We start from the raw sequence: 21185 nt of genomic DNA, 5'->3' as shown, positions 1-21185 counted from the left end.
CTCGGCCGTCCAACGCTCCGGACGGCGAGATCGACGAAGGAATACGTGGCTTCGCCTGCTGCGGCGCTGCCGGACGAACTGCCCTGCTCCGACGGGTGCTCGCATCCACTTCTGCCTCAGAGATCAGGCGTTTCGAGGCTTCCCAATAGGATGAGTGACGCCGTTGCCACGCTCCGAGCAGCCGTGGGCCCGGTCGAGAACAGTAGGCACCGATAAGGAGAACGGTCAATGATCAGAGACGCTCACGAGGCGAACGAGACGACCGCCCCTAACGACTTCGAGATCGAGCGGCTCTACGCCGCCCTGCCAGAGTATTTCGATAAGGACGGCGGCTTCATGCTCGATCGCCTCGAGTCCGCTCTCCGCGCTGGCGAGGTGAACCTAACCCGTGAAGGCTACGAGCTCAAGTTCCTCGGGAAGTCTTACGCGAAGTACTTGACCTCGACGAGGACCGAGACCGTCGTGGTGCCGGATCTCGAGCACAACGCTGAGGAAGCGAACGCCTCGTCCGAGAACCTTTACATTGTCGGCGACAACATTGATGCTCTCAAGCAACTTCTTGGTTCATACTCCGGCGAAGTGAAGTGCATCTACATCGATCCGCCGTACAACACCGGCTCCGACGGGTTTGTCTACAACGACGACTTCGGCTTCACTGCAAAGGATCTGGTCAACAAGATCGGGCTCAGTGACGAAGAAGCCCAGCGCATCATCGATCTGCGAGGCAAATCGTCGCACTCTGCCTGGATGACTTTCATGTACCCGCGGCTCGAACTCGCGCAGCAGCTCTTGTCGGAAGAAGGCATGATCATCATCTCGATTGGAGACGATGAAGCTGCCAACCTGAAACTGCTGTGCGATGAGGTATTCGGTGAGCAGAACTTTGTGTCCGATCTCATCTGGCAATCAAGGCGGTCCATCTCTGATGACCGCGAGTTCTCGCAGAACCACACGCATACACTCGTGTACGCCAAGGACCGCTTGAAACTCACCATCTGGGGAGACGTCCTCGATGAGACCGAGTATGCCAACCCAGACGGTGATCCACGAGGTCCGTGGAAGCTCGTTCCTCTCGACGCCAACAAACCGGGCGGCGACACGATGTACCAGGTGACGAACCCACTCACCGGCGAAGAATACTGGCCGTCTGAGGGACGTTCCTGGGCCATCAACTCTCAGTCGATGGCAGCGTTGATGGCGGACGGCCGGATCGCATTCGGTAAGCGAGGGACGAGTCGCCCGCAGCGCAAACTGTTCTACGAAGAGCGGGTTGCAAAGGGCGACACGAAGACACCCAGCTCAATGTTGCTCGACGCCGGAACGACCGCCGACGGTACCTCCGAGGTGGAAGCGTTGCTCGGGCCTGACATCTTCTCCCATCCCAAGCCGGTTCGATTGGTCAAGAAGCTCGTCGAGTACAGCACGCTCCGAGCGAAAGACGCGATCATCGTCGACTTCTTCTCCGGTTCGGCGACCACCGCGGACGCGGTGATGCAGCTCAATGCCGAAGACGGGGAAGCCGGTCGGCGCAAGTTCGTCATGGTGCAGCTGGCTGAGAAGGTGAAGCCTGGCGGTGCCGCTGAAAAGGCAGGTTACTCGACGATCGATGAGATCGGTCGCGCCCGAATCGCGAAGGCCGCGGCCAAGATCAAGGCAGACACTGACGCCGATATCGACTACGGCTTCCGACTCTTCCGGCTGGAGGAACCCAGCGAGACGACGTTGGATGAGTTGCAGTCCTTCGATCCCGATGCGAACGACGTGCTGTTCAGTGGCGATTTCGTGTCGAAGTTCGATCTCAATGGAACTCCAGGCGACCAGGTGGCGCTCTCGACCTGGCTGCTGCAGGACGGCTTCGGCCTGACGGCGGACGTGCAGACTGTCCAACTCGATCAGTACGAGCTCCGCGTCTGCGGCGACTCTGGCTACGTTATCCAGCCCGGTCTGACCAGCGCGGATCTCCTCGCTCTTGTGACCAAGCTGGAAAAGGGCGAGCTCGACCTGAACAGGCTGGTCGTCTTCGGATATTCGGTGACGTTCTCGGTGATGCACGAACTGAAGCAGAACTTGAAGTCCCTCAAGTCCGGCCGCACCGTCTCCGTGATCGAGCGGTTCTGACATGCAGATTCGCCTCCAAACACTTGAGCATCAGCAGCGGGCGCTCACATCCCTTACCCGGGTGTTCCACGACGTCGAGTTGGATCGCAGTACATCGCCCGAGGCGAACGTCACCTTCGACCTGGTGGACCCTCAACTCGCGCAGAACATCGAAGCGATCCAGTCCGGCATCGTCGACGGCATCGATGCGATCCCGCGTACGTGGCGCAGTCGCGTCGATGACGGCGTGCTCGGCATCGACGCGAAGATGGAGACGGGCACCGGCAAGACGCTGGTGTACACGCAACTCATGTACGAGCTCAACCGGCTCTATGGCTTCACGAAGTTCATCGTTCTCGTGCCCTCGACTCCGATCAAGGAAGGCACCAAGGCGTTCATTCAGTCGGACTACGCCCGAAAGTACTTCGCCGATGCCTACGGTGGCCGGCTGAGCCTTCAGCTGGACGTCCTCGATCCACAAAAGCGCTCCAAGGGGCGGAAGATGTTCCCGAGTGCCATCGCGAGCTTCGTGCACGGCTCTCGCCTCTCTCGCGGCAGGATCTCCGCACTGCTGATGACCGACGGGATGCTTCTTTCGAAGGCGACCATGTCCACGGACTACGACCAAACGGTGCTCGGCACAGCGAGTGTGCCGTACGAGGCGCTTCGAGCGACCCGCCCCATCGTGATCATGGACGAGCCTCACCGCTTCCGTCGAGAGAACAAGGCGTACCAGACGCTCGTCAATGAGATCCAGCCGCTGGCGATCTTCCGCTTCGGTGCAACGTTCCCCAAGCTCGATAAGAGCGGCAAAACGGACTACAACAACCTCGTCTTCAACCTCGGTGCGGTCGAGGCATTCAACGAGCAGTTGGTGAAGGGCGTCCAAATCCAATACCCGGTCGATGCGACCGGCGAGACAACGCGTCTGAAGTTGACCGGCCTGTCAGCGCGCAAGCCCAAGCAAGCGACCTTCCAAAACCTGGATACGGGCAAGTCTCTCACCCTCGATCTTGACGACTCGCTCTCGATCGCCGATGGGGCTTTCGCTGGCATCACGGTCACATCGATCGGCAAGCCCGACCATCCGGCGATCAAATCTGGCGTCACGCTCTCGAACGGTCAGGTGCTGGCGACCGGCGACATCCTCTCGGCCAAGGTCTACTCAGACACGTACCAGAGCCTGATGATGGAGCAGGCGCTCAAGAACCACTTCGAGGCGGAGTGGGAGAACTTCCGGCGCACGACCAAGGTAAAGACGCTCACGCTGTTCTTCATCGACTCGATCGAGTCATACCGCGGCGGTGACAACACGAGTGGACACCTGCGCGTTCGCTTCGAGGAACTGCTTGCCGCGCGGCTCGCTGTCGAGATTGACAAGCGCAAGGGCGACGATTCCTCGGTTGCGCAGGAATACGTCGCCTATCTCCAGGCCTCACTTGCCGATGTGTCGGCGACCAACGGAGGTTACTTCGCGGCGGACAACTCAACCGCCGACGAAGACATCAGACGTGAGGTCGATGACATCCTCCGCAACAAGGAGACGCTGCTCTCGTTCACCGGCCCCGATGGCGCTCCGAACACGCGACGCTTCCTCTTCTCCAAGTGGACGCTGCGCGAGGGGTGGGATAACCCCAACGTCTTCCAGATCGTGAAGCTTCGCTCGTCGGGCTCGGAGATCTCGAAGCTTCAGGAGGTTGGCCGAGGATTGCGCCTTCCGGTCGACGCGAAGGGATCGCGGCTTTCTGGTGAGCAGTTCTACCTGACCTACCTCATCGACTACACCGAGCGCGCGTTCGCGGACTCGCTCGTTGACGAGATTAACTCCGACGCGGCCACAGGGCCGGCTCCGGTCAAAGACCTGTTGCCCAAAGTCGCCGCCGACCTCGGCAAGACAGAGACCGAGCTCTTCATCGAGCTGTTGCAGCTGGGATTCGTGGACCCGGACAAGAACGTCGTGCCCGGACGCGAGGACGATCTGTACGCGGCTTATCCAGCGTTCAACGCAACCGGTCTCAAGCCGGACAAGGTTGTGAAGGGCGATCAAAAGGTCAAGGTCGGAATCCGACCGGAGCGGTACGCCGATCTCAAGGACCTTTGGGAGACGATCAACGCGAAGTACTACCTCCGGCTGGACGAGCTCTCGCAGGAGGAGATCGACTCCTGTATTGACGCCGTGCTCGACGCCGATGTTTACCGGCAATCATTCGGGCGTTTCGCACAGGAGGTGGTCGTCCAGAGCGAGGAGGCAGGGCTCGAGGTTCGCACGGAGACGAAGGACACCTTCAACGCGACCGAGACGGTGCCGTACGGCGAGTGGCTTAAGCTCCTCCACTCGCAGACTGCACTCCCGATCGATCGGGTGCACGCCGGCCTGGTGCGCTCGAATGCGAAGAAGGCTCTTCCGAGCGACTTCTTCAACAAAGAGACACTTGGTGAGTTCGTCGCCCAGTTCACGGAGTGGATGGAGAACACCTTTCTCGAGCGGTTCTCCTACTCGCGCATTGACGGCGTCGCCGGGAGTACCCCGCTCACCGACGCCGATGGCGCTCCGCTTGAGAGCATCGTCCAGGGCAACATCGGGATCCATCGCGACAACAACGCAACGGTCCCGGAGATGTTCCTCTACGACGCGTTCGTCTATGACTCGCCGAAGGAACACGACACGATCCGCGATTCCAAGCTCGATGAGGTCATCGTGTTCGGCAAGATCCCTCGCAGGTCGGTGAGGATCCCGCTGTATTTCGGCGGCACGACGAGCCCGGACTTCATGTATGTGCTGAAGCGCGAGGACGGCAGACTCTCGTTGAACTTTGTCATCGAGACGAAGGACGTTGAGAAACGCTCGGACATGCGCAAGAGCGAGCAGCTCAAGATGAAGGCCGCAAAGCGGTTCTTCGAATCCATGAGCTCTGAGTCGTTCGACGTCACGTTCCAACCCCAGGTCAAGCGGGACGATATCGCGGCGATGATCAAGCAGCTGCTCGCGATACCCGGCGAGTAGTTCTCAGCGTCAGCTGCTTAGCGACTGTTCGAGAACGGATCCACCACCGACTGCACGCCGTGCTCCGCACACATGAACGCAACGCGCACGCCCGTGCCGTCAGCGCTTAGTGAGGTGTCCGGCTCACAGTCCCCGCCGCATATCGAGCACGTCCGATAGCTCTCATCCGTCGGCACACGGATGTCGAGGCCATCCGGCCCGTCGATGTGCTCGTACTCCATGTACCGACGATACCGACGAGCCCTGCGCCTATCTAGGCTTCCTCCGAAGGCACCGCTACGGACTCACCCTCGCCGACAGATTCGTCACCGTCAGCTGAACTGTCCTGCGGAGCCGTCTTCTTTGACTGCGTCGCAGTGAACAGGCCCTCCGTCCACGGCGTGAGATGTCCTTCCATGCGATCGAGCGCTTCGTACCCTTCCCAGAGATGCAAGCCAAAGTAGGGGAACTTGTCGCCATCCGCTTTCGCCAGGTCGTGGAGGACCTCGATCAACTCGTCGCGGTCAGGACGCTCCTCGAAGCGCGACATGGCACGGTCGAGCAGGTAACCGGCAGCGTAGCGCCGGGTCGGACGGCTCTTGTGCGACGGATGAACGTCCTGCTCATCGCCGTCCTTCGGCAGGCGGAGGTACATCTCCCGCCACAGCACCGCAAGAGGCGTGAAATCGGGAGAGCCCTCAATCGCTGTGTACATGCCACGCTTGATGCGCCACCGCTTCCGGTAGCTCGACCTCTGCGGGCGGTTGGTTCGTCCGGCGACGCTGACGTGCCCTCGGATATCCACGTAACCCTTCGGAGCATCCTTCAGGAGCCCAGGCACCGAGCTCCAGTAGTCGAGCAGGAATGTGACGCGGGCGTAGGGCTCGAGCCTCACAACCGTGTCGGTGACAGCTCCGTCCGGGCCGAACGTTCCCTCAGTCTCGAACATCCGCGGGACGACTGTGTGGTTCTTCTTGCCGTGCCCGCTGAACTGGAGTCCGGGGGAGTAGATGGTGAGGGCCGTACGTCCGGGATTCTCCACGACCAATTGCGCAAGTTCCAGCGCCTTGCCGTTTCGAGTGACCTCCATCGCGGGGTGCTTGTTCTGTAGTTGATGCTTCCCCGAGTGGTTCGTCGCGATCATGAACTCGGGGTACAAGATGGCTGTGTTGAGGTAGACCCTCACCCGGCCGCCGTCGAGGAAGTGTTTCGTCACCTGCCAGCCCAGGGCGCTCAGAGCGATCAGGAAGCTCAACAGCGACACGGCGAACGCCCAGACCGCCAACGGGACTCCGAGGAACTCGGGGCCGCCTGACACAGCGCCCACCGGCACAGGTGTCGGGGTTGCGGTGAACATCACGATCCCGCACCTGTGCCCGCACCCAGGGCCGCGTTCGAAGTGGTGAGCTTGTCGTCCATGGTCATGACCCTAGCGACGACCTCCCACATCCCGTGTGGCAGGGGGCCGGCCTGATCCTGCATTGGTCTTTGCATACGAGAGCATGTCGATGAGAGGAGGCACCCGAGCGCGACGACCGTGTCTACTACGAAGACCAGACCGCGCAGACGCCACTTAGAAAATCGAGCAGCGCCGCGCGGTCGGGCTAGCTGAAAACCCTGACGCCGTCGACGTAGATCGGCTCGTCGGCCATGATCAGGCCGCAGCCCTCGAACCCTCGCGGTACTCGACGAGGTCGCTGACCAGGTACGCGACGCGGCGGCCGCCGTAGCGAACGAATCGGGGTCCCTCGCCAAGGCTCCGCCAGTTGGCAAGCGTCTTGGGGGCCCAAGCGGGGCGCTGGACTCGGGAGCAGCGCGTGATCGAGCGTGCCGCCTGTATCGACATCGTCCTCGTGCAGGCGACGACCGGCCTCCGCACGACCGAGCTGTGCATGCGCCCTCTCGCTGATTGGCGCGTGGAGAAGGATGGCACGGCGATCGTCGAGCTGTCCCCGGAGGTGACGAAGACCCGCACGGGCCGCCCCGTGCCGGTCCTCGCTCCCGACGTGAGCACGCGCCTCGCCGCTCGCCTCAAGGCTCAACGCAAGGTCGGCTCGCCGTGGCTGTTCTCGTCGCCGAGCGACCCTGCGAAAGTCTGGGATCCGCGAAACCGGGACCTCAAGCTCGCGTTGCTCTACATGGAGCTCGCGGAGAAGCTCGACATCCCGATGTTCGAACACGAGCGCGGGCACTCGTGGCGCACGACCAACAACACGCTCTTGTACGACGCGCTGCCCGAGGCGACGCGAACGCGCCTCTTTGGTCACACGGCTGCGGTGAACCGGCACCACTACACGGCGGTGACAAACACCGAGGCCGTCGTCGAGGCAGCGAAGGTGCTTCAAGGATGACGAGATGTCACCTAAATGTCACCGCTAAGGGCGGGATGTCACCGGATCTTGCGGGTAGTTCCGGGAACTCGGTACCTGCCGCGATCCCAGTCAGAGAGTGAACTTCCCGCATGATCCCGCCTGTTCCCGTCTAAAACGCGCAGAGTCAAGGGGTCGCAGGTTCAAATCCTGTCAGTTCGCCTGCTCGCATTCGTAAAGTGCGGCCACGCGGCGTTGAGAGGCTCCGCGCGCCGCGAGGATGCAGCCGATCGGCGCCGATAGATGCTGCCGTGGCGGCGGTCTTACGCCGACCGAGACCGACAAGCAGATTCCGCTCGAACGCGGAGGCGCGCTTTTCATCCATTTGCACTCATCCGAAGGCCGCTGCCTGGTCGCGTCGATAACCTCGAGACGTGGTGGATACGAAACAGACGAAGACCATCGGCGAGCACCATGTGGCTACTGAGCTGGCTCGACGCGGCTGGGCGCCGGCCATCACTCGCGATGGACTGGAACGCACCGACATGCTCGCGGTGCGCGCGGAAGGCGGTGAGCGGCGCCTCGTAGAGGTTCAGGTCAAAGCGGCGCGCGGCGCCCGGATGGACTCGATCAGCTGGCCGCTCGGCTCGAAGTCGCAGGCGCCCAGTCTGCATGAGCGGGAGTACTTCGTCATGGTCGCAATCCCTCACGATCTGAAGGAGCATCCCCGCAGCTTCGTCGTGCCGCGTATGCACGTTGCAGCGGCGGCGTGGATCGAGCACATGAACTGGCTCACCCACCCCGACGCACTCCCCGGAAAGCGCAATGCGCCGGTTGAGCGCTCGCGCGTGCTCCTTCGGACCTTCGCCGACTATGAAGATCGCTGGGACCTGCTCGACGTTGACCAGAGTGCGGCCCCGGTTCTGCTGCCCCCGAACTTCCGAGACCTCGCGCGCTCAGAGCGTGTTGGCCTACCGCCAGACCACGAGTGGCATGGCGGGCTTCCCGTGTGGTGACGGCTTCCGCGGCGGAACTCGCAAGCGACCCCCTCACGGCGTAGCAAGCACCGAGATCACATTCCCCGCCGGGTCCTTGAACCAGGCGATCTCCGGTCCCGTCGAACCATCGGGCCCCATACGGGCGATGCCCTTCTCGTCCGTGCCGAAGTCCGGGTCGGTGTAGATCTTGGTGACGACACCGCGGGCGTTCAGATCGTCGACGGCTGCCTCGACATCAGGCACCGCGAAGTTCAGAACGGTGTACGTCGCCGGCTGGTGGTCCGGCTTGTCGTACACGAGAAGCGAGCCGCCCTGCGGCAGGCCGATCTCGAGAAAGCCCATCGGGTTGCTCGAGACCTGCATGCCGAGCGTCTCGCTGTAGAACGTGCGGGCTGCGTCGAGGTCGTCGACGCTGAAGCCACTGAAGGCCCGCTCGGGGGTGAATGCGCTCATAAGCCCATGGTGCGCCCGCATCGAGCTCTTTTCCAGTGGTTCTGGAGAGGGCCGGATGGCCCATGATGGACTGCATGACGACGATGCTGCTGCTCGCCGACACGCACATCCCGGCACGGGCGAAGCGCCTTCCCCGTGCGGTCCTCGAAGCGATCGACGACGCAGACGTCGTCGTCCACGCGGGGGACTGGATCGATGTCGCGACGCTCGATGTGATCGAATCGCGCGCGAAGCGCTTCTACGGTGTCTACGGCAACAATGACGGGGCCGACCTGCGAGCGAGGCTGCCCGAGGTCGCGCGTTTCGACGTCGACGGTCTGCGGTTCGCGGTGATCCATGAGACGGGTGCGGCCCGCAAGCGCGAGGAGCGCATGGATGACTTGTTCCCCGACACCGACATGCTCATCTTCGGGCACTCGCACATTACGTGGGACACTGTCACGCCTGCAGGGATGCGGCTGCTCAACCCCGGATCCCCGACGGATCGACGCCGCCAGCCCACCTGCACGATGATGAGGGTCGAATCGGCAGCGGCACAGTCGAAGTATCGGTGCTTCCCGTCGACCGGGATAGTTGACAGAAAACGCAACTCTTGTTCGTGTGAGGAATGAAAATCCGGGCATACGCGCGTCAAGGTCAGGAATGAGTGTCACAATTCTGCCTGCCCCGAATAGGCTCCAAGGAGCGGAGCGTTCAGAGGGGCTCCGCACTCGCTCCGCACTCGGACACGGTTCTCCCCGCCGTCGCCCGCACGCGGTGATCAGGCGGTGTGATGAGAGCCGATGCTCTGCTGACAGAACCGGTGGTCGTCGTCGACGGCACACCGGTCATTGCGGAGCGATCAGAACAGGCTGAGCTGCTCGCACCGCCCGAACGCGTTCCCCGTCTGACATGGGTGCTCTGCGCCGGCCTGCTGCTGTGCGGGTCGATCCTCGTGTCGGCGGCGACCACGACCGACTCCGACTGGTGGCACCTGTACTTCAGTCGACTCGGCATGATGGGCGACTTCTCGAGCCTCGCGTTCAACGGCGGACTCATCCTCAGCGGGACGATCATCGCCGGCTCGTCATGGGTGCTCCGGATGCGGTTGCGCGAGCTGACCCCGCAGTCGCGACGCGTCCGCGCTGCGGCGCGACTCATGCCGCAGGCGATCACAGGACTCGGCGTGAGCCTTCTGTCGATCGGTGCGTTCCCGCTCTCGGTCGACCCCGTTGCTCATGAGTGGGCGACCAACGGCGCCGTGCTGGCCTTCGCCGTGCTGCTGCTCGCGCACCGTCTTCTGCTGTGGCAGCTCTCGACAGGTCTCCAGCGGTCCACCGTCATCAGCGCCGTCACCCTCATCTCGTCGCTCGTCGCCGTGAAGACGGGAGTCATCTCGCTGACTCTCTTCGAGGCGATCGTGTTCGCGATCATCCTCTGCTGGGTGCACCAGCTCGAGCACATGGTGCGGGCCGCTGCGATCGCGCGTCCCGACGCCGTTCAGGTGGGCAGCACGCCGCCCCTCGCCCTGGCGACGACGATGCCGCGCCGAGAGCGCGGGAATCCCGTGAGCATCTCGCGCAGCTCGGCGGCCCCGGTATCGGCGCCGAACGCGTCGCCCCCCGGCTCGAGCATGATCCCGGATGCCAGGGATCCCGCGATCACAGGGTCGAAACCGAGGTCATCGACAACACGCGACACCGCCTCGAGATCGGCGGCGGATTCGCCGGCGATCGCGATCGCCTTGCGACCGGATGCCCCCGCGGGGCGTGCCTCGTCTTCCATGTCGTGGTACCCCATGTGCCCCAGCCCCTTCACGACGCGCGCGCCGGCGAGGTGCCGCTGAACCAGCTCGCTCGTCGAGGTGCGAGGGTCGTCGAGGTCGGGCCGGTCGCCGTCGGCGCCCCACCAGTAGTTCATGGCGTCGATCACGAGCATCCCGCGCATCTGCTCCGCGGGCAGCGTCCGGTAGCTGCCGAGCGGGAGGGCCAGCACGACGGCATCCGCCCGCGCGACGAGCTCCGACACGGTGACCGCCTCGGCGCCGATCGCCGCCATCGCCCTCGCTATCGGCGCAGGGTCACCCGATCGGGCGATGAGCACGCGGTATCCGGCATCCACCGCCAGCGTCGCGAGTACCCGCCCCAGCCGGCCGGCACCGATGATGCCGAGCGTGCGGAGGCCGGAGGTGGGGGTCACCCCGTCATCGTACGGGCCGGTGGATCGGTGCCGGTGCGGCGTGCTCAGTGGTCGCGCAGCATCCTGATGATCTCGGCCTTGCGCTTGCCGGAGTACCCCTCGATGCCGAGCTCCTTCGCGCGCTTCTTCAGCTCGTCGACCGTCCAGTCCTCGTAGTCGCCCGATTCGCCCCCGCGGCGCCCCACGGCCGATCGCCCGTCTCGTGCGGCGGCGTTCGAGATGCGCGCCGCCTTCTCTTTCGATGCGCCCTCATCGCGCAGCTTCTCGTACAGCTCTTCGTCCTTGAGCGCTGGCTGGTTCGGCATGGCCGCCTCCTCGGATCGTCGGACGTCGCGGTCAGCGACGGGTCCGACGATACGCACCGACTGCGACGCCTCGAACGGCCTTGACACCCGCAGGCGCCCCGCCTAGCGGCGCATCACGCCCAGGTCGCCTCGATCACCTTCGGCGGATGCTCGCCCGCGTCGTACACGCGGACCCAGCGCACCTCGACGGCGACGACCTCGAATCCGGCGTCGAGCGCCCTCGAGCCGGGGAAGCGCTCGCTGTACACCTCGCCGAGTCGCCATCGCTCCTCATCGTGAGTCACCCGCGCTCGACCCTCGAGCTGCACCGACGTGTCGGCCCCTGTCACGGCGATCGCCACCTGCGCACGCTCGCGGATGTTGACCACTTTCCGCGAGTCGCTGGTCGCGTCGAAGACGAGCACACCGTCGTCGGTAGCGGTGAGCCCGACGTACGAAGCCTGCGGCCCTCCGTCGGCGCCGATGCTCGCCACGACCCCCGATCCGCACACGCGGATGAAGTGCGCGACGGCGGCGCGATCAGACGCATCGATGGTCATGTAAGAACGGTACGCGCCTCGCGACACGAGAGCGAGAGGCACTTGCGGCCCCCGCTCAGAGAACCGCTCGCTCCCACGACTCCACTGGTCCGGGCACGACGGCGAACAGCGGATGCGGGGTCGGCGACGCGGCACGCCAGCGCACGGCATCCGACGGGCTCCGCTCCGCGAGCTTCGCGCCGAGGTGCGTCCACTCCAGCGCCAGCTGGCCGTCCGTCACCGAGATGGGGGAGACCGGCGAGCCGGGCGAGAGGATCCGCGTGCGATCGAAGCGGTAGCCCCGGGCATCCGCCTCGTCCGCGACGCACGCGAGGTAGAAGCCGACCGATGCGAGCGGATCGGCTTGAGCGCGGAAGCGCTCGAGCTGCGGATGCCGGGTGTACCCCTTCGTCCGGCCCGCGAGCACCGCCTGCGCGAGCAGCGTCTCCCGCCAGTCCGCGACGAGCGCGGCCCGATCGAGGTGCGAGGGGTGCAGAGACCAGATCCTCACCGCCGGATCGTCTCCTCCGCGGTCGCGTCATCTGCCGCCAGGCGCTCGACCTCAGGCTCCGCGTCGCGTCGACTGAGCTTCGACGGCCACCAGATCGCCCGTCCGATGTCGTAGCCCAGCGCAGGCACGAGCAGTGACCGGACGACGAACGTGTCGAGCAGCACACCGAACGCGACGATGAATGCCAGCTGCACCAGGAACAGGATCGGGATCACCGACAGCGCCGCGAAGGTCGCTGCCAGCACCAGACCAGCCGAGGTGATCACGCCTCCCGTCACCGACAGTCCGCGCAGGATGCCCTCGCGGGTGCCGTGGCGCTTCGACTCCTCGCGCACGCGCGTCATCAGGAAGATGTTGTAGTCGATGCCCAGCGCGACGAGGAACACGAAGCCGAACAGCGGCACCGCCGGATCCGCACCGGGGAACTGGAAGACCCCGTTGAACAGCAGAGCGGCCACACCCATGGCCGAGCCGAACGACAGCACCGTGGTGAGGATCAGCAGCACCGGTGCGAGGATCGCACGCAGCAGCAGCATGAGGATCAGCAGGATCACGCCGAGGATCACGGGGATGATCAGGTTGCGGTCGTGGATCGACGCCGTGTTCGTGTCGACCGCAGTGGCGGTGACACCACCGACCAGGGCACCCGTCTCGTCGAGATCAGCGCGCAGGCGATCGACCGTCGCCTCAGCGTCTGCCGAATCGGCGGCGTCGGCCAGCGTGCCCTGCAGAAGCACACGGCCGTCGATGACCGTCGGCTCGGGGGCAGGGGTGCCGGGAGGGCCGAAGGCGGTGATGCCGTCTTCCGTGACCGGGGCGCTGCCGGACGGCGAGTCCTCGGCGGTCACGCTCACGCCGTCGATGCCGTCGTCGGCGAGCAGCACGTCAGCGGCATCCTGCAGCCTGTCCTCATCGACCAGCACGTAGGCCGGGCTGCCGGAGCCGCCGGGGAAGTGCTCGCCGAGAACCCTCTGCCCGTCGCGCGCCTCGGAGGCGCCCAGAACGAGGTCGGACTGCGGCACGCCATCGGCGTCGAGCTGCACGACGCCGACCGCGGCGATCGCCAGCACGATCGCCGTCGAGATCCAGATGAGACGCGGGCGGCGTCGGATGCCGCGGGCGAGACGCTGCCAGAGACCGCGACCCTCGAGCGGGCTGACCTCGGCGACGCGCTCGGGCTCGTACTTCGGGCGCCTGGGCCAGAACGCGGAGCGCCCGAACAGACCGAGGAGGGCCGGAAGCAGAGTGAGAGCGGCGAGCATCGCGAACACGATGCCGATCGCCGCAACGGGGCCGAGCGTGCTGTTCGACTTCAGGTCGCTGAGCAGCAGGCAGAGCAGACCCGCGATGACCGTGCCTCCGGAGGCGAGGATTGGCTCGAACGAACCGCGCCATGCTCTTCCGACGGCGGTCCAGCGGTTATCTGTGGCGTGGAGCTCTTCGCGGAAGCGCGCGACCATCAGAAGCGAGTAGTCGGTCGCGGCGCCGATGACGAGGATGAACAGGATTCCCTGGGTCTGTCCGCTCAGCAGCAGGATGCCGAACTTGGCGGCCCACCACACGACCAGCAGCGCCACGCACAGGGCGAACAAGCTGGTGCTGAGCACCACGACGGGCAGCAGCAGGGAGCGGTACACGATCACCAGGATGACCAGCACCGCGGCGAGTGCGACGAGCAGCAGGATCCCGTCGATGCCAGAGAACCCGGCGACGAGGTCGGCGGTGAAACCGGCGGGGCCGGTGACGTACACATCCACACCCGAGGGGACAGCGTCGCGGAGGTCGCTCGAGAGAGCGGTCGACACGTCTCCGACATCGGCGTCGGTGTCGATCGGCACGAACGCCTGGGCGGCGAGCCCGTCGTCGGAGACGATCACGGGCGAGGAGCCGTCCTTCACGCCCTCGGCGGTCGTCGCCTCGTCCAGCGCCGCGGTCAGGTCGTCAGCGACGGCATCGTCGATCTTCTCCTCCGATGCGAAGACCACCACGGCGGGGATCGAGTCCGAACCGAGGAAGTCGTCGAGTGCGCGCTGCACCTCGGTCGCATCCGCGGAGTCGGGCAGGTACGCGGTGCGGTCGTTCGACGAGACCTCGTCGATCTTGCCGAACAGGGGGCCGCCGAGGCCGGCACCGGTCAGCCACAGCAGGATGAGTGCCGCCGACAGCAGAGCACGCCAGAGCGTCCTCGGCTTGTGCTGCTCGGTGCGAAGCTCGGCCCGTGTCGTCATGTGCATCTCCTCGTAGACACCTCCACGCTACCGGGGCGAAGCAAGGTCTCCGGAAGCCTTGACAGGCCTAGCATGAGGGCATGCAGAGAACACTCCTCATCTCGGCATCCGCGCCGGTGCCGAAGGGCAATCGCGTCGAGGTGGCGCAGACCGCCGACGGCACCGTCATCGCCGTGCGCGACATCGATCGGGGCATCCAGTACCAGGTGCGGGACGTGACGCGCGAGCGCATCGATGTGTGGCGTGCGATCGTTCGCGACTGCCGAGTGACCGAGTCGGCTCGCGGGGCGAGCACCTCGCTCGTCGTCTCATTCACCGATGCGGCATCAGCGGCCGAAGAGGCGCTCAGCGAGGCCGACGCGGCCGCCGCCGCGGCGAAGGCCGAATCGGACCGATGGGGCGGAGCCGCCAAGCGGCCCGCTCAGGTCTCCGATCGCTTCTGGTGATGGGCACCTGGACGCGCGTCACCGAGCACGACGCGAGCCGTGCGGCATCCGCAATCGCCGCGGCGGAACCCCCGCGAACCCGGCCTCCGAGCGCGGGCACGTCGAGTACATCGAGCGCATCGTGCAGCTCGACATCGATCTCGACCACCAGAACCTCAACCGCTGGACCGCTTTGCAGGAGGCCGTGGTGTTCGGCGGGGGCGGCGCGGATGCCCAGCGCATCGTCCGCGCACTGCTCGACGCGGGCGCCGATCCTGGCATCCGCGATGCGAAGGGACGCACGGCTCTCGAGAACGCGCGCCGGCTGGGCTACGACGAGGTCGCCGCGATCCTCGACCGCTGAACACGACAGCAACGCTCAGCGGAAGTCCCGCGAGCGGTGCGCGAGCCCGGTGCGCAGGTCTTCGAACGCGTCGGCCAGCACGTTGGTGACGCCCTCGGGGGAGCGCTCGAGGATGCCCCGCACGATGAGCGCCGGCGAGTCGCGGGCCACCCGCCGATAGCGCGCCCAGACGCCCGTCGTGCAGATGATGTTCATCAGGCCGTGCTCGTCTTCCAGGTTCAGGAAGGTGATGCCGCTGGCGGTCGCCGGACGCTGACGGTGCGTCACGACTCCCGCGACCTCGATGCGCCGGCCGGACTCGTGCGTGCGCAGCCGGGCGGAGGTCAGCACGCCCCGCTCATCGAGCGCAGGACGAAGGTGCGATATCGGGTGGTCGTCGATCGAGACGCCCGTCGCCCAGAGATCCGCCGCCAGGCGCTCGTACCCCGACTGGTCGGAGAACAGCGGAGGCTGCACCGAGAGGGCGGTGCCCGGCAGGAAGCGCGCCCGATCCTCAGCCGCCGCACCCGCAAGCCAGATCGCCTCGCGCCTGCTCAGCCCCAGGCATTCGAAGGCTCCGGCCGTCGCGAGCGCCTCGATCTGCGCCGTCGTGGCGTCGGTGCGTCGCACCAGGTCGTGCAGGTCTCGGAACGGCCCGTGCTCGTCGCGCGCCGCCACGATCCGCTCCGCCAGCTTCATGCCGATGCCGCGCACCCCCGACAGACCCAGCCGCACGGCGTACCGCCCGTCACGACGATGCGCGGCCGACTCGTCAGGCGCCGAGGCATCGAAGCGCAGGGGAGCGGGCTGGTCGAAGGAGCAGCATGACTCCCGTCCGGTGGGCCCTGAGGCGGGCCCGGTCCCGGCATCGGTGCCCTTGATCGGCTCCATGCCGTCCATGACCCCGGAGGCATGCAGGTCGGGGCGCAGCACCTGCACGCCGTGATGACGGGCATCCGAGGTCAGCGATGCCGCCGAGTAGAAGCCCATCGGCTGCGCACGCAGCAGACCCGCGAGAAAGGCCGCGGGATAGTGCAGCTTCACCCACGAGCTCGCGTAGACGAGCAGTGCGAACGACAGGGAGTGCGACTCCGCGAAGCCGAAGTTCGAGAAGGCCTGGATCTGCGCGTAGATGCGGTCCGAGATCTCCGTGCTCAGCCCACGGCGGCTCATTCCCGCGTACAGCTTGGCCCTGACCTTCTCGATCTTCTCCAGCCCGCGCTTCGAGCCCATCGCCCGGCGCAGCAGATCCGCCTCGTCGGCGGTGCAGTCGCCGATCGCCGTGGCCATCTGGATCAGCTGCTCCTGGAAGATCGGCACACCCAGCGTGCGCTTCAGGATCGGCTCGAGGTCTCGGTGCGGATAGGGGATGTCGAATGGCAGCGGCGGCTCTCCCCGGCGAGCACGCTCGCGATTCTCGGCATCCACCCTGTCTTTCTCGAGCTTGCGACGCACGAACGGATGCACCGCACCGCCCTGGATGGGGCCGGGGCGGATGAGCGCGATCTGGATCGCGAGATCGTAGAAGCAGCGCGGCTGCAGGCGCGGCAGCAGGCCCATCTGCGCTCGTGACTCGACCTGGAACACGCCGATCGAATCGGCCCGGCAGAGCATGTCGTAGACACCGGGCTCTTCTTTCGGGATGCTCTCGAGCGTCCAGCGCTCGCCGGTGGACGCCAGGATGAGGTCGAAGCAGTGCTGGAGCGCGGCCAGCATGCCGAGACCGAGCAGATCGAACTTCACCAGTCCCATCGACGCCGCGTCGTCTTTGTCCCACTGGATCACCGTGCGCTTCTCCATGCGGGCGTGCTCGACCGGCACCACCTCGCCCACGGGCCGGTCGGTGAGCACCATTCCGCCGGAGTGGATGCCGAGATGCCGAGGTGCCCGCAGCAGATCGTCGGCATAGCCGAGCACGTCGTCGGGGATGTCATGACCCTCGACCGGCTGCAGGCCCGAGCTCCATCCGTCGACCTGCTTCGACCAGGCATCCTGCTGGCCGGGTGAGTACCCCAGCGCCCTGGCCATGTCGCGCACGGCGTTCTTCGGCCGGTACTGGATCACGTTCGCCACCTGGGCCGCGCGCTCACGGCCATAGGTCTCGTACACCCACTGGATGATCTCCTCGCGGCGGTCGGAGTCGAAGTCCACGTCGATGTCGGGCTCTTCGGTGCGAGTCGTGGCGAGGAAGCGCTCGAACGGCAGCCCGTACAGGATCGGGTCGACCGCGGTGATGCCCAGCAGATAGCAGACCGCGCTCGCCGCGGCCGAGCCGCGCCCCTGGCACAGGATGCCCCGGCGCCTGGCCTCCTGCACGATGCCGTGCACGATGAGGAAGTACCCGGGGAAGTCCTTCTCGTCGATGACGTCGAGCTCACGCTCGATACGCGCCCGGCCGGCTGCATCGAGACGCGGGTACCGCTCGGGCACCGCCTGCCAGACGAGGTGGCGCAGCCACGTCATCGGCGTGTGCCCGTGCGGCACCTCCTGCTTCGGCAGCGCGGGCCTGGCCAGGCGCAGCGGGAACGCGCACTCGGCTGCCAGCCGGAGCCCGTGCTCGATCGCCCCCGGATAGCGCCGGAACCTGGCGGCCATCTCGGCACCGCTGCGCAGATGCGCGCCGCCGTGCGCAGGCAGCCAGCCGTCGAGGTCGTCCATGCTGCGCACCGCCCGCACGGCGGCCACAGCTTCGGCCAGCCGTGCGGTCTCGGGCGAGGCGTAATGCGCGTTGCTCGTCGCAACGACCGGCAGGCGCATGCGCGTGGCGAGCTCGGCGAGGGCATCGTTGCGGCGGGTGTCGAGCGGATCACCGTGATCGAAGAGCTCGACCGCCACCCGGTCGTGCCCGAACAGATCGACCAGCCGCTGCAGCGGGGCCTCTGCATCGCCTGCCTCCAGGCCTCGACGGACGGCCCCTTTGCGGCATCCGGTCAGAACCGTCCAGTGCCCGCCCGCGCGTTCGGCCAGGTCGTCGAGGTCGTACACCGGGCGGCCTTTCTCGCCGCCGCGCAGCTGGGCGGCCGAGATCGCGCCGGAGAGACGGTGATAGCCCTCGGTGCCGCGGGCCAGCACGAGCAGGTGATCGCCTTCGGGATCGGGAGCGCCCGCCCTCACGCGCGAACGGGCGCGGGGAGGGTTCTCGGCGATGCCGAGCGAGAGCTCGGCCCCGTAGACCGTCTGCACTCCGGCCTGCATCATCTCGGCCACCTCGGCGAAGCGGGATGCCCCGTAGAAGCCGTCATGATCGGTGATCGCGAGCGCACTGAGTCCCAGACGCTCGGCCTCGGCCAGCAGATCCTCGGGGGAGGAGGCGCCGTCGAGGAACGAGTACCAGGAGTGCGCGTGCAACTCGGCGTAGGGCACCGCATCAGCCGGACGCGTCACCTCGAGGTGAGCGGCCGGTCTGCGACGACGGCTCACCGGCCCCGGATCGGCGCGAGGGCGAACCGGTTCGCTCTGCACAGGAGCCGGTCCCTCGAGATCGAGGGTGCGCTCGATCTGGCCCCACGTCTGCCCCGGGTTGTTGTGCCAGCCCATCAGCGGTACCGCCCCTCGGCCCACCAGTCGCCGGACGAGTGGAACACCAGCCATGCGCGATGCCCCGCATCGAGGAGCTGGAAGCGGTGCCCTGAGCGGGCGCGCTCGGCATCCCACCGGTGCTCGTGCACCGGCCACGGGCCCGCCCAGCCGACCACCTCGCTGTCTTCGATCAGCGCCGGCGGGGCGGACAGCGCTCCGCGCTCATCGATCTCGATCTCGGCGCCACCGGCGCCGCGCACCCGCACCGGCCGCATGGGCGAGTACACCTCGGTCGGAAGAGGATCGGGCAGGCTGCCCGGCCACGGCTGCGACGGATCCCGCTGCACGAGAGGCCGCTCGCCCCACGGCGTGAGCACCTGGCGGTCGGCCAGCATGCGCCCGCCCGCCATCGCCGCCGTGCTGACCCCTCGGTGGCCGAGCAGGGTCTGCACGCGCGAGACCGCATGGTGCAGCCGCTCGTCGGTGCCCGATCCGAAGAGCCCGGGCTGATGGTGCGCGGCGTCGTCGACCGCGACCGGCGCGAGACGAACCCCGACGATGCCGCGGAAGGCATGGGCGGCATCGTCCGGAGCGTCGTCGACGATCGTCTCGAGCTGCCAGCGAACCCGGTCGACCAGATCGCCGGCGTCGAAGCAGGTCGGATGCAGCCAGGTGCGCGAGAAGACCGCTCCGTCGTCGTCGGTGAGATCGATGCGCACCTCGGTGCACACGGCCGACACGTCGGCGAGAGCGAGCAGCACGGCATCCGCGGTCTGACGCACCGCGAAGGCGATCTGATCGGACTGCCCGAGCGGAGTCTCGAACTGCACCTCTCTCGCCAGCTGCGGATCGGGCGGTCGCGGTGTGAGGGGCCGTGAGTCGGCGCCGGATGCCAGGTCGTGCAGCCGCGAGCCGTGCTCGCCGAATCGCGCCCGCACCGAGAGCGCGTCGAGGGCGGCGAACTCGCCGAGGGTGCCGACGCCCAGTCTTCGCAGCAGGTCGGCGAGCTCGGGTTCGCCGAGCACCTGCAGGGGCAGCGGGGCCAGGAACGCACGGGAGGCGCCAGAGGGGATCACGACCCACGGATCGACTCCGTCGGTCCGTGGCGGTGCTGCTCGTGCGGCGAGCTCGGCGGTGAACATGCCGTCTGCCACGCCGATGCGCGCCTCGCCGTACCCGGCGTCGGAGAGCACGTGCATCAGCGCGGCCGCCGCCCCCGCTTCCCCGTCGTGATAGCGGGAGATGCCCCGTGAGCGCAGCGCGGCGAGGCCGGGACGCAGCAGGTGCACACCGGGGGCGTGAGCCTCGATCAGCCGCAGCACGGGAAGGAAGGCTCGCTCGTCTGCAGTCTCGTCGTGCGGCAGCATCCGCAGCGACGGCAGCCGGCTCTGCGCCTGCCTCTTGCGCTGCCCGATCCGGACCCCGTGCGCGCGGGCGGAATCCGTGCAGGCTGAGACGATCCCCGCGCGCACGAGAGCGGTGGGCGGATGCGGGGGAGCAGCGCCCAGCGCGGCACGCAGCGGCCAGTCGGGAAACCACAGCACATGCACGCGCATCGCCTCGGCGACCAGCGCGCCCGGGGCGCTCATGATGCCACCGCCCAGCTCGGATGCGTCGGCAGCGCCTCTCGCGGCTCGACGACGGGCTCGACGGCCGTGTCGATGCGCCCGAGGTCGTCGGGCAGCCGCACTCGCAGGCTCTTCGGCACCGGGGCGGAACGGGTCTGCGCGGTCACCGTCACGGTGCGGTCCGACAGCAGGCCCCACCCTTCGCCGAGACCCTCCCAGTGGGGGTCGTGCAGCGTGATCAGGCCCTCGCCCTGCGGCCAGGGCGAGGTGGTGAGCAGAGTGCAGCCGCGATCTCGCAGGCGTGCCGCGAGGCGGGCGGCATCGGCATCCCGCACCTGAGAGCCGGGATTCATCGCGATCAGCGGCACCACCTCGGCCAGCGCCGAGACGACGGCGAGCCAGCGCTCACCCGGCTCGGGCACGAGGATGAGCCGGGACAGGTCGATTCCGAAGGCGGTGGCGGCCTCCAGCCCGAGAGCGGGCATGCCGACGGCGGCGCACCAGCCGCCTCGCTGCGAGACGGTGCTCATCAGGGCGAAGATCAGACTCGGCGAGGGAGAGACCGAGTACACCGTTCCCGTCTGCAGCCCGCCCTGCGGGAGCAGATCGCGCAGTGCGGAGGGCATCGGCAGGTGCGCGTCGTCGCTGCGACGGCGCTGCATCCGTCCGATCTCGCGGCGCAGGCGCAGAATGTCTCCCGCGCGTTCATCGGCGGGGGAGAGGGCCGCGGTCGTTCTGATCCCCATGCAT

The 21185-nt window shown here is 66.6% G+C and carries 18 protein-coding genes and 1 pseudogene; 8 read left to right on the top strand and 11 right to left on the bottom strand.

The window, feature by feature from the left end:
• The first annotated feature begins 228 nt into the window (after positions 1-228).
• Complete coding sequence (locus tag AB0N59_RS13390) at positions 229-2118, top strand: DNA methyltransferase (RefSeq protein ID WP_363484053.1); 1890 nt, start codon at positions 229-231, stop codon at positions 2116-2118.
• A gap of 1 nt (position 2119) precedes the next feature.
• Positions 2120-5101 (top strand): type III restriction-modification system endonuclease, encoded by a 2982-nt coding sequence (locus tag AB0N59_RS13385; RefSeq protein ID WP_363484050.1) that lies wholly within the window; start codon positions 2120-2122, stop codon positions 5099-5101.
• Positions 5102-5118: 17 nt separating this feature from the next.
• On the opposite strand, the gene AB0N59_RS13380 is transcribed toward AB0N59_RS13385, so the two are convergent.
• Entirely contained in the window at positions 5119-5322 is a 204-nt protein-coding gene (locus AB0N59_RS13380; protein WP_363484047.1) for a hypothetical protein, read from the bottom strand.
• A gap of 32 nt (positions 5323-5354) precedes the next feature.
• The gene (locus AB0N59_RS13375; RefSeq protein WP_363484044.1) at positions 5355-6440 is read right to left on the bottom strand and encodes a hypothetical protein; all 1086 of its coding nucleotides are present in this window, start codon (positions 6438-6440) and stop codon (positions 5355-5357) included.
• Between the two features lie 457 nt (positions 6441-6897).
• Between AB0N59_RS13375 and AB0N59_RS13370 the strand changes: the two genes are divergently transcribed.
• Together AB0N59_RS13370 and AB0N59_RS13365 are read left to right on the top strand one after the other, a co-directional pair.
• Positions 6898-7431, top strand: a complete 534-nt coding sequence (locus AB0N59_RS13370) for a hypothetical protein (RefSeq protein WP_363484041.1) — start codon at positions 6898-6900, stop codon at positions 7429-7431.
• Positions 7432-7823: 392 nt separating this feature from the next.
• The gene (locus tag AB0N59_RS13365; protein ID WP_363484038.1) at positions 7824-8405 is read left to right on the top strand and encodes a hypothetical protein; all 582 of its coding nucleotides are present in this window, start codon (positions 7824-7826) and stop codon (positions 8403-8405) included.
• Between the two features lie 33 nt (positions 8406-8438).
• Here the strand turns inward: AB0N59_RS13365 and AB0N59_RS13360 are convergent, their stop codons facing one another.
• Complete coding sequence (locus AB0N59_RS13360) at positions 8439-8840, bottom strand: VOC family protein (RefSeq protein WP_363484035.1); 402 nt, start codon at positions 8838-8840, stop codon at positions 8439-8441.
• A gap of 74 nt (positions 8841-8914) precedes the next feature.
• Between AB0N59_RS13360 and AB0N59_RS13355 the strand changes: the two genes are divergently transcribed.
• Complete coding sequence (locus tag AB0N59_RS13355) at positions 8915-9451, top strand: metallophosphoesterase (RefSeq protein ID WP_363484032.1); 537 nt, start codon at positions 8915-8917, stop codon at positions 9449-9451.
• A 161-nt stretch (positions 9452-9612) separates the two neighbouring features.
• A pseudogene (locus AB0N59_RS13350) lies at positions 9613-10254 on the top strand (DUF998 domain-containing protein); the annotation flags it as partial.
• 65 nt (positions 10255-10319) lie between these two features.
• Here the strand turns inward: AB0N59_RS13350 and AB0N59_RS13345 are convergent.
• The 5 genes from AB0N59_RS13345 to AB0N59_RS13325 all read right to left on the bottom strand — a co-directional run bounded on the left by AB0N59_RS13345 (position 10320) and on the right by AB0N59_RS13325 (position 14580).
• Positions 10320-11018 (bottom strand): NAD(P)-binding domain-containing protein, encoded by a 699-nt coding sequence (locus tag AB0N59_RS13345; protein WP_363484029.1) that lies wholly within the window; start codon positions 11016-11018, stop codon positions 10320-10322.
• A 44-nt stretch (positions 11019-11062) separates the two neighbouring features.
• Entirely contained in the window at positions 11063-11323 is a 261-nt protein-coding gene (locus tag AB0N59_RS13340; RefSeq protein ID WP_363484026.1) for a Rho termination factor N-terminal domain-containing protein, read from the bottom strand.
• A gap of 113 nt (positions 11324-11436) precedes the next feature.
• Entirely contained in the window at positions 11437-11862 is a 426-nt protein-coding gene (locus tag AB0N59_RS13335; RefSeq protein ID WP_363484023.1) for a pyridoxamine 5'-phosphate oxidase family protein, read from the bottom strand.
• A gap of 55 nt (positions 11863-11917) precedes the next feature.
• Positions 11918-12352, bottom strand: coding sequence for a pyrimidine dimer DNA glycosylase/endonuclease V (locus AB0N59_RS13330; protein WP_363484020.1), 435 nt, complete (start codon positions 12350-12352; stop codon positions 11918-11920).
• Complete coding sequence (locus tag AB0N59_RS13325) at positions 12349-14580, bottom strand: efflux RND transporter permease subunit (protein ID WP_363484017.1); 2232 nt, start codon at positions 14578-14580, stop codon at positions 12349-12351. The genes AB0N59_RS13330 and AB0N59_RS13325 overlap by 4 nt, the downstream gene beginning before the upstream one ends.
• An 80-nt stretch (positions 14581-14660) precedes the next feature.
• Here AB0N59_RS13325 and AB0N59_RS13320 point away from each other — a divergent pair, with 80 nt between their 5' ends.
• On the top strand, positions 14661-15026 hold the full coding sequence (locus tag AB0N59_RS13320; protein ID WP_363484014.1) for a hypothetical protein: 366 nt from the start codon (positions 14661-14663) through the stop codon (positions 15024-15026).
• Positions 15013-15369: an ankyrin repeat domain-containing protein gene (locus AB0N59_RS13315; protein WP_363484266.1), complete on the top strand. Its 357-nt coding sequence runs from the start codon at positions 15013-15015 to the stop codon at positions 15367-15369. The genes AB0N59_RS13320 and AB0N59_RS13315 overlap by 14 nt, the downstream gene beginning before the upstream one ends.
• A gap of 15 nt (positions 15370-15384) precedes the next feature.
• Here the strand turns inward: AB0N59_RS13315 and AB0N59_RS13310 are convergent, their stop codons facing one another.
• Genes AB0N59_RS13310 through AB0N59_RS13300 form a run of 3 tightly spaced genes read right to left on the bottom strand, consistent with a single transcriptional unit; the run spans position 15385 to position 21181 of the window.
• Entirely contained in the window at positions 15385-18885 is a 3501-nt protein-coding gene (locus AB0N59_RS13310; protein WP_363484263.1) for an error-prone DNA polymerase, read from the bottom strand.
• On the bottom strand, positions 18885-20456 hold the full coding sequence (locus AB0N59_RS13305) for a DNA polymerase Y family protein (protein WP_363484011.1): 1572 nt from the start codon (positions 20454-20456) through the stop codon (positions 18885-18887). The genes AB0N59_RS13310 and AB0N59_RS13305 overlap by 1 nt, the downstream gene beginning before the upstream one ends.
• Entirely contained in the window at positions 20453-21181 is a 729-nt protein-coding gene (locus AB0N59_RS13300; RefSeq protein ID WP_363484008.1) for a hypothetical protein, read from the bottom strand. The genes AB0N59_RS13305 and AB0N59_RS13300 overlap by 4 nt, the downstream gene beginning before the upstream one ends.
• Positions 21182-21185 lie beyond the last annotated feature (4 nt).

Source organism: Microbacterium sp. NPDC089321, from assembly GCF_040684935.1.
Taxonomy (GTDB): Bacteria; Actinomycetota; Actinomycetes; order Actinomycetales; family Microbacteriaceae; genus Microbacterium.
Note: the sequence above shows the minus strand (reverse complement) of the source record. Positions and strands in the feature narration are given on the sequence as shown.

What these genes read in the sequence shown, in the direction of transcription:
- AB0N59_RS13390 (WP_363484053.1), top strand. Translation starts at nt 229, where the DNA reads ATGATCAGAGACGCTCACGAGGCGAACGAGACGACCGCCCCTAACGAC.
- AB0N59_RS13385 (WP_363484050.1), top strand. Translation starts at nt 2,120, where the DNA reads ATGCAGATTCGCCTCCAAACACTTGAGCATCAGCAGCGGGCGCTCACA.
- AB0N59_RS13380 (WP_363484047.1), bottom strand. Translation starts at nt 5,322, where the DNA reads ATGGAGTACGAGCACATCGACGGGCCGGATGGCCTCGACATCCGTGTG.
- AB0N59_RS13360 (WP_363484035.1), bottom strand. Translation starts at nt 8,840, where the DNA reads ATGAGCGCATTCACCCCCGAGCGGGCCTTCAGTGGCTTCAGCGTCGAC.
- AB0N59_RS13355 (WP_363484032.1), top strand. Translation starts at nt 8,915, where the DNA reads ATGACGACGATGCTGCTGCTCGCCGACACGCACATCCCGGCACGGGCG.
- AB0N59_RS13340 (WP_363484026.1), bottom strand. Translation starts at nt 11,323, where the DNA reads ATGCCGAACCAGCCAGCGCTCAAGGACGAAGAGCTGTACGAGAAGCTG.
- AB0N59_RS13335 (WP_363484023.1), bottom strand. Translation starts at nt 11,862, where the DNA reads ATGACCATCGATGCGTCTGATCGCGCCGCCGTCGCGCACTTCATCCGC.
- AB0N59_RS13325 (WP_363484017.1), bottom strand. Translation starts at nt 14,580, where the DNA reads ATGACGACACGGGCCGAGCTTCGCACCGAGCAGCACAAGCCGAGGACG.
- AB0N59_RS13320 (WP_363484014.1), top strand. Translation starts at nt 14,661, where the DNA reads ATGCAGAGAACACTCCTCATCTCGGCATCCGCGCCGGTGCCGAAGGGC.
- AB0N59_RS13310 (WP_363484263.1), bottom strand. Translation starts at nt 18,885, where the DNA reads ATGGGCTGGCACAACAACCCGGGGCAGACGTGGGGCCAGATCGAGCGC.
- AB0N59_RS13305 (WP_363484011.1), bottom strand. Translation starts at nt 20,456, where the DNA reads ATGAGCGCCCCGGGCGCGCTGGTCGCCGAGGCGATGCGCGTGCATGTG.
- AB0N59_RS13300 (WP_363484008.1), bottom strand. Translation starts at nt 21,181, where the DNA reads ATGGGGATCAGAACGACCGCGGCCCTCTCCCCCGCCGATGAACGCGCG.